4 protein-coding genes and 6 pseudogenes are annotated in these 7,959 nt (G+C 50.5%); 5 read left to right on the top strand and 5 right to left on the bottom strand.

What is annotated here, in order from left to right:
- Positions 1-75 precede the first annotated feature (75 nt).
- The 4 genes and pseudogenes from fabY to yihX all read right to left on the bottom strand — a co-directional run bounded on the left by fabY (position 76) and on the right by yihX (position 2,816).
- Positions 76-1,017, bottom strand: a pseudogene (fabY, locus tag BG74_RS03790) (fatty acid biosynthesis protein FabY).
- Positions 1,018-1,058: 41 nt separating this feature from the next.
- Positions 1,059-1,259: a D-aminoacyl-tRNA deacylase gene (locus BG74_RS20440; protein ID WP_439895656.1), complete on the bottom strand. Its 201-nt coding sequence runs from the start codon at positions 1,257-1,259 to the stop codon at positions 1,059-1,061.
- A gap of 159 nt (positions 1,260-1,418) precedes the next feature.
- Positions 1,419-2,160 (bottom strand): annotated as a pseudogene (locus BG74_RS12830) (YihY family inner membrane protein).
- Between the two features lie 68 nt (positions 2,161-2,228).
- Complete coding sequence (gene yihX, locus BG74_RS03780; RefSeq protein ID WP_066596707.1) at positions 2,229-2,816, bottom strand: glucose-1-phosphatase; 588 nt, start codon at positions 2,814-2,816, stop codon at positions 2,229-2,231.
- 901 nt (positions 2,817-3,717) lie between these two features.
- Between yihX and BG74_RS19470 the strand changes: the two genes are divergently transcribed.
- On the top strand, positions 3,718-3,825 hold the full coding sequence (locus tag BG74_RS19470) for a hypothetical protein (protein WP_369678497.1): 108 nt from the start codon (positions 3,718-3,720) through the stop codon (positions 3,823-3,825).
- Positions 3,826-3,946: 121 nt separating this feature from the next.
- Positions 3,947-4,144 (top strand): hypothetical protein, encoded by a 198-nt coding sequence (locus BG74_RS16495; protein ID WP_066596705.1) that lies wholly within the window; start codon positions 3,947-3,949, stop codon positions 4,142-4,144.
- Between the two features lie 322 nt (positions 4,145-4,466).
- Here BG74_RS16495 and BG74_RS12820 read toward each other — a convergent pair.
- Positions 4,467-5,906, bottom strand: a pseudogene (locus tag BG74_RS12820) (GTP-binding protein).
- Positions 5,907-6,317: 411 nt separating this feature from the next.
- On the opposite strand from BG74_RS12820, the pseudogene BG74_RS03760 reads away from it, so the two are divergent.
- The 3 pseudogenes from BG74_RS03760 to BG74_RS03755 all read left to right on the top strand — a co-directional run.
- Positions 6,318-6,856, top strand: a pseudogene (locus BG74_RS03760) (glutamine synthetase family protein); the annotation flags it as partial.
- A gap of 157 nt (positions 6,857-7,013) precedes the next feature.
- Positions 7,014-7,160, top strand: a pseudogene (gene glnL / locus BG74_RS16490) (nitrogen regulation protein NR(II)); the annotation flags it as partial.
- 4 nt (positions 7,161-7,164) lie between these two features.
- Positions 7,165-7,959: pseudogene (locus tag BG74_RS03755) on the top strand (sigma 54-interacting transcriptional regulator); the annotation flags it as partial.

Genomic DNA, 7,959 nt, shown 5'->3' with positions numbered 1-7,959 from the left:
ATATCTAAGCCCTAGCGACATCACTGGTTACGGCCTGGGCAGGTTCAGCGCTTGAGGCAATCGGCGCACGTCCCTTCAGCCGGTATTGGATCCGCCTCGCTCCAGCGGGATACCCAGTGAAGGCGGCAGGACCAGATAGACTCCTTCAAAGATAGCTCCATTGATATCGTTTCCTTACAGTTCTACCTCAAGCTGCACTCGCACTTTGCATCCCTGCGCTAGCCGGTTTAAATCTCTCGATAGCGATCTTAGATCTGCCATCTCCCCGGCCGGCCAATCATCAGTTTAGTATAACAGATATATCGGCCAAAATAATGGTGCCGCCAAGCTGGCACTCGCGCATCAGCAGCCAAATCAGCCCTAGCCGGTCAGGGTCGCCAGCGAAAATAGACTGCTGGAGAAGAGCGTATAGTGCGGGTTTTTATTGCCAGTCTCTGGCATAGTGGTCATAAACTTCTGCCCAGTATACTGGCTGATACGCACGCCCATTTTCTCGCTGAGCGGAATATGCTGATACTTAGGCCTGCTGCAGCTAGCCACACTACTCAGGGCCGATGCAGGATGTCGTCCACAGTGATTATTGGCTTAATCATAAAAAATGCTGGATAGGGGTGGTAGAAAGGTTGATGATTTCCCTTTGATTGACGAACCCCATCTTGGTAAAAAAACGCCACTGCATCTTCACGGGCGCTGCACACTACCCGTTTAACCCATCCTGACGCACCACCGACTCTAGCGTCATCGCGACTAGCGTGCCTAGACCTTTATCCTGCACTTGCGGATGCACTGCCAAAATGCGTATCGAGTCCTCTTCTTTATCAGCATTAACATAAAGACGCCCTATACCGCTACCGGCTGGCCACGCTCGTCCACCATTATCTGGTTATGCGACATGCTGTCGTAAGCGTCCCTCTCAGAGCCGGGCGGCTGATGCAGCAGCTCGCGCAACATCTCCCATCGGAACTGATAATATTGTTGAAGCTCCTGTTCGGTTTGCGGAACGCGCAAGTGATACATACCCATCTCTCTTATTGAATACGCCGTCCGGCTGCTCAGACCTATATCCAAAAGGTTACCAGCCCGTCGTTGATCAACGCTACCTGCATATCGGAGACGAAACGCCCGGTTTCGGTGCGAATACCGGCCTGTCGGCAGAGGTAGGTAAAGCCATCATCCGCCGGTGCCGCTCCGCGAGAAAACCCCGAGTGCAGGTCACGATTAGTGACCACCGATAGGGTGAATTGGGATATCACCAGCACGGCGCTACCCTACTGGCGCGCACGCACAATAGTAAGGCTCATCTGTGCTCATCTCTAAATATACGGTAAGCACGCGCTCACACAATTTAGTCGCACGCTGTTCACTGTCCTGCCGCTCCTCGTCCAGCAGGATAAGGAACCCTAGGCCAATCGCGACTATTACCTCATTATTAACGGTGGGTGCTGGCCTGCGTGACCCGTTCCCGTTATATCAATGCTATCATCGGAATTCCTCGTAGTCTGAGGCAGCGTGCTGTGAGCGGCGACCTGCCGGTGCTCAATCAGCAATGCGGTGATCTCCACCCCAATAATACAGTACACCAGCTCCAGTATACCCAGAAAAAGAGAATGAGAGATCACCACCAACACGCCGTAAATAAGCTGGTAGGACAGAAACAGGGTAACATACAGACCAAACGCCTTTTTCCCCAATTCAAACAGCTCGCCGCCGCCCGCCAACAGCGGGCGCAGAGTCAAAACCATGCAATAATAGACGGTGAAAGAGAAAATAATCGACCGTTTGTTTTTACTGTGCCAGATACTGTTGAGTACCGTATCCACCGAATAAATCAGCAGCATCGCGGTGACGATGAGGTCACAGAACCCCACGCCGTCATACGGCTCGAATTGAGAATAAATTGCTCCAGATTATGCTGGATAGCGTCGTCGGGTTACCGGCATGAAATTAGTGAAAATAAAATGGACGTAGCTGAAAGTACTGACATTGGAAAACATCGAAAAGGCGACAAAGAACCCAAAAATGACCGTCACCAGCGACAAGAGCGACATATACGCCAAATGACCCTGCTAGTGCCGTGATGTCATCTCGATAAACGGGCCTACCCAGTATACTGGTAAAATGCAGCACCGGGATGAGATTCTTCAGCCGCAAACCCGTTATCGACACTCTCTTCTTTACGCTGATTTCATCAGCGCGGGAGACAGGGGACGCCCCCGCATCTTTTGCCGTCAGGAAAAAAATGCCGGCACGACCTCCCGGTCCGTCACATGCACGCTGCGGATCCCCACCTGACGTGCCGCGGCAATATTATCGGCATTGTCGTCAAAGAAAACTGAGCTGTCGACCGTCACCCCTTCCTGCTCAAGTACGTAGTGATAAATGGCCGTGTCCGGTTTACGCATGCCCAGATCCTGAGACAGATAGAGTTTGTCCACACATTCTTGTACCTCGGGATACTGACTCTGCCAATAGTCGCAATGCAGGCGGTTAGTATTAGAGAGGATCACCAAACGATGTCCCTGTTCGCGCAGCCGGGTCAAAATCTCCACCATCTCAGGTCGTAAGCCGACGAACACCGCCTGCCAGCCGGCGGTGAATTGTTCAAAACTCAACGAAATGCCCAATTCGCCGCAGATTTTGGCGGCAAAGGCTTCATCGGTGATATCCCCACGCTCATGCTGCCCAAAGGCCTCACCCATGACGAACTCTTTTTGTAGGGTGGCTAGCGGGACACGGCTGAAATTGCTCCAGACCCCCAGCACGCGGTTAAAATCGATATCAATGACAACATTCCCCAGATCAAAGATATATAGCATGGTCCCTCCAAAATCCTTCATGAAGATCTTCACTGTAGCGGGAAACGGCCTAACTGAACAGAGCGATCGCGGATGCCCTTATAGTAAATAAGGCACCACGCTAGCTTATTGGCGTCGTCATCGGGGTGCGCCAGAAGACGAAACTCCCCGCTATGCGCTATGAAACCCAAGTTTGGCGGGCGCCGCGACGCGTATTCGGCGTTGGACTGTGACTCAATAGGGACAACATGGCACTTTGCACGGGGTTAAGCGAAGCCGTGCGGCGGGCGGTATGCACTGATAAACCTCATCAACCCACCCGCTCACTTCGACGCGGGGGCGAAGGGCGGCCATGGTGTCAACCTTACGCCACTGCGCTGGATGCTAAGACGTTCCGCCGCTACCGTAGCGCGAATTGACACTAAAGGCACCGATGGTCGTGATATCCATAATCCGATCCTCTTTTATGATTTAAGTTATATAGTATTATTTATATAATATTTATAAAATATAAATATTATATAAATAATAAATAACTATTATTAATATATAAAGTTTATTAACTTATTATTAAGTTAATAATATTATTTATAACCTCTATCAGTGGAGAAGCAGCAGCGCGCTATCCCTATTAGCGCCATTACCATATTGGCATAAAATATCCTTATAATCGGATGGATATTGAGTATTCGCTGTTTACATGATATACCCGTCACGGGTAATATCCCCGTGACGTCCTGGCCGGCACGTAGGTTCAAGTTAGCGCGCGAGGGTATAAAGCGCTTCGCCACATTAGCGGCCCAGACCCCTTCTTTAAGGTACATAATATTCCCATAGAAATGCAGCGCGAAGAACGGATCAACAGACTGAAGCAGGCGCTGAAGCGGGGAGGGATGGACTGCATCTGAAAGACGCCGCCTCATTGCTTTGCGCTTCCGAGATGACCATTCGCCGGGATTTAAACGCTGAATCAGCGTCGGTGGTCCTGTACTTAGTTCCTGTGTGGTTACCACTCCGCACAACAACGTGATGGTGTGCTATTTCGTCTCCGATCAGTAGACTCGATACGTCGACGAAAAATCGCAGGCCGACCGTCTGAAGGCGACTCTGGTCGAACCAGATGAAGCACTATTTTCGATTGCGGTACTACTATGCTGTTTATCATTGACATCATTGATGACGATCTGGCGTTTATTGCTGTTTGCTATTGGCTAAACACCTTTACGACGCTAACGATCTATTCGCAGCTTGATGATATCTATCCTACCAAGTTTTTCTTCTCTGCAGCAGGTCTGTGCCTACAAAGCGGCGCCACTTGCTTCCATTTCGATGAACTGGCGCTGAAATAGTGCGTGCTCACTATGGCGCAACATGCTATTCTGGTGGTCGATCACGGTAAATTCGATTGTGTATACCCTACCAGTATTGGCCTGCTAACCGCATTTTCCACGTTAAATTACCGCGGTAGACGGCAGGCCAAGAAATTCGTTGATTACTGTCGGCAGTAGAGGCCTCCATCATGCTTCGCTATGACGGGATGCAAAGCAGACGACTCGCCGTTGTAATAGAAGGCGGCCAGCCAGGGTAACGAAACAGAGCTTGCGCCGGGACCGCGCAGAGGCAGGCGGCAAAAAAGATGCTAGTTGACTTGAGTAAATCAGCATGGTGGTATCAGTTCTCCCGGCTAGCATCAGCCACGTTATGAGCGATTAGCGAGCTTACGCTCCGCTCGTTTTCAATCAGATAACGTTTACGCAAACGGATCGATCGATTGCGGCGTTACTTCCACTAATTCATCATCATCGATGAATTCCAACGCCTGTTCTAAAGACATCTTAATCGGCCGGTACCAGGATGGTAGCTTCGTTGATACCGGAAGCAACACATATTGTTCAGTTTTTTACTGGTAAAACAGTTTACCGTCAGATCGTTGGAGCGGGTGTGAATCCTGTAGCCTTCATAAACTTCCACGCCTTAGCCCAGAAAACAGACATCTGCGATCCTGCAGGCTGTACAGGGCGTAATACGTTGCCTTGCCCTGGCTGTTGAGATCAGCACTCCATTCTGGCGCTGGACGATTTCCCTAGGACGCACATCGTCGTAGTGACTGAAGTTGGAATACAACAGAACCGTACCCGAGGTCATTGTCAGGAAATCAGTATGGAAACCAATCAGCCGCCGGCTCGGAATCACGTAATCCAGACGGATGCAACCTTTACCGTCCGGTGGTATGTCGCGCATCTCGCCCTTGCGGATGCCCATAACTTCCATAACCATCCCCTGATGCTGCTCTCCAATATCCAGTGTCACCGACTCAAACGATTCTTGCTTGGCACTATCGATGGTACGGAAAATGATTTTCCGCTGGGAAACGACGATCTCGAACCTTTCGCGACGCATATTTTCAATAAGCACTGACAAGTGCAGATCGGCCCCGCAGCCGAAAACGAGGAAGGTATTCGGATCTTTGGTTTCTTCCACGCGCAACGCCACGTTGTGCACTAATTCTTTATTCAGATGTTCCAGGATTTGACGGGAGGTTAACATATTTCCCCTTATTTACCGCAGAACAGCGAGTTATTGACGCCAAATGACATAGAAACGGTCAGTTCGTCAACCGTTAGCGGCAGCAGCATTTCAAACTGAGCCAACTCGCAACGGTATCGGAAATATTCAGCTCGCCCAGCCCAGCCCGGCCCGGTTATTGCGATGATATCGCCGGCTTCAGCCAGTTTGGCTTTGATACTCTGCAGGCCCATATGGCCCAGAACCTAACCCAACTCACCGTTGCGGCGTTTGTCTTCGCTATCCAACCAATCGTCACGTTCTGGTTGAATTTTACCGAGCTGTGCTTGATGCGGCCGACGCCGATAACACCCACATAACTGTTGTATTCAAGCTGGGAAATCTTCAGTTGATGGCAGTATTTATTTTTAGCGAAGATGATAAAATCCCACCCTCTTTCTCCAAATCGTTTTTGGTCCATCACGCGTTCAGTTGCATCGTTGCGGTCACCGATCTGCCGGATTTTTGCAACAGTCTATCAACCAGGGTAGTTTTACCATGGTCTATGTGCGCGATGATGACGATGTTACGCAGATTTTCGATCACAACTATTGCCTCAGGTATTTAGGAGTAGCGCGTTATTGTACACGTATTAGGTGAGGGACTAAAATATCCATCGTTCTTGGCGATTGCGTCGTTTTGCACGCCGCTGAATCCCTGTCCCAGTACAAAATTCTATCCCTCCTCGCCCTATTCACCAAAATAGTGCCAGTGCCTGCCTTTTCATCAAATGAACTAATATAGTTCAATCCGACCAGTCTGGTGCAGCAACCCGTGCAACAAAAGACAGATGCGCAGCGTTTCGCGCCGGTTTGGCAATGTTGGCACAGCTTTAGCCTTAAACTATACACACTAGAAAATCCAATCAGTAGGCGTTCATTCCACAACGACAACAAGGAACATCTGGGGAAATATGAATTATTTCCGTTTAACAAATCATGTCGATGATTAAAGAACATGTTCTATATCGGCGGCGTTATTAAGTACGCCAAAGCCATTAATGCCTTGACTAACCTGACCACCAACTCCTATAAGCGTTTAGTCCCGAGTTATTAAGTGCCGGCCATGCTGGCTTATTCCGCTCATAACCGTTCTTCCTCCATCCGTATTCCGGTGGTTGCCAACCCGAAAACACACCGTATTGAAGTGCGCTTCCCGGATCCGGCCACCAAACCCGTACCTGGCGTTCTCCGCGCTGCTGATGGCCAGCCTGGACGGTATTTATCAACAAAATCCATACTGTTGGCGCCATGGATAAGAACCTCTACGATCTGCCGGCGGAAGAAGCCAGAGAAATCCCAACCGTAGCCGGCTCCATTGTCCATTGAGGAGGCATTGAACGCCCTGGATACGGATCGCGAGTTCCTGACCCGCGGTGGCGTATTCACCGACGACACCATCGATGTCTATATCGCGCGCTGCGCACGGAAGAAAACGATCGCGTACGCATGACATCGCACCACCCGGTAGAGTTCGAGCTGTACTACAGCGTTTAATCGCCAGAGTTATTTGTTGCCGTAGAAATTTCGGCTCATCTCCATATGGGCTTTTTTCTCTACTAAACCTGGCGCGCAGCCATGTGTAATCACCGATAACCGATCGCTTTATACTACTGAGTATGGGAGATTATTAACATGGCAACCGGCTGGCACACTGACCGAAGCTGGGCAGATCCTTAATTCGTTAATCACTAGTGTCTTGCTGCTGGATAATGATCTGGTGGTACACTACGCTAGCCAGGCGGCGCAACTGCTGTTCGCGCAAAGCTCACGTAAGTTGTTCGGCAGCCAGATGCCGGATGCTGGATGCGCTGTTGTCCGATATTCGTATGCCCGGTATAGACAGTCTAGTATTGCGCAAAAAGATCAAACAGTGTCATCCGATGCTTCCCGTCATCATCATGACTGCCTACTCTGATCTGGATGCCGTGGTCAGTGCCTATCAGTAAGGGGCGTTTGACTATTTACAGAAACTGTTCGATATCGACGAAGCGGTGGCGCTGGTGGAACACGTTGTCAGCTACCATCTAGAACAGCCGCGCCGCCCGCAGTCATCCCGCCAGTAACCCTACCTCCAACATCATCGGCAAGTCGCCAGCGATGCAGGATGTGTTTCGCATCATAGGCCGGCTGTCACGCACGTCTATCAGCATCCTTATCAACGGCGAGTCCCGGCACCGTGGCCCACGCGCCCTGCATCGCCATAGTCCACGAACTAAGGCACCGTTTATCACGCTCAATATGCCCCGCTGGATGTGCAAATCCACTTGCTACGTATATTGGTATATTGGCGGACGGCCAATTCTACCGCGTTGGGGCTATGCGCCGGTCAGAGTAGATGTGTGTATTATCGCCGCCACTCACCAGAACCTAGAATTGCGCGTGCAGGAGGGGCCCGCTTTCGCGAGGATTTTTCCATAGCCTGAACGTGTTTATCTGCCGCCGATGTGCGATTGACGGAAAGATATTCCGCAGCTGATTGGTATTTTCTGTAGGTAGCGGCCAGGGAGCTGGAAGTAAAGCAGAAAAGTCTGCACCAGGAAACCGAAACCGTGCTGATCCGCCTCTCCTGGTCGAGCAATATGCGCCAGTTAGGAAAT

The sequence above is a fragment of the Sodalis-like endosymbiont of Proechinophthirus fluctus genome, from assembly GCF_001602625.1.
In the GTDB taxonomy this organism is placed as follows: Bacteria; Pseudomonadota; Gammaproteobacteria; order Enterobacterales; family Enterobacteriaceae.
The sequence above is the reverse complement of the archived record's forward strand: the minus strand, read 5'-3'. Positions and strand labels throughout refer to the sequence as shown.

Coding starts and splice junctions, on each gene's coding strand:
- yihX (WP_066596707.1), bottom strand. CDS start 2,816: ATGCTATATATCTTTGATCTGGGGAATGTTGTCATTGATATCGATTTT.
- BG74_RS16495 (WP_066596705.1), top strand. CDS start 3,947: ATGCTGTTTATCATTGACATCATTGATGACGATCTGGCGTTTATTGCT.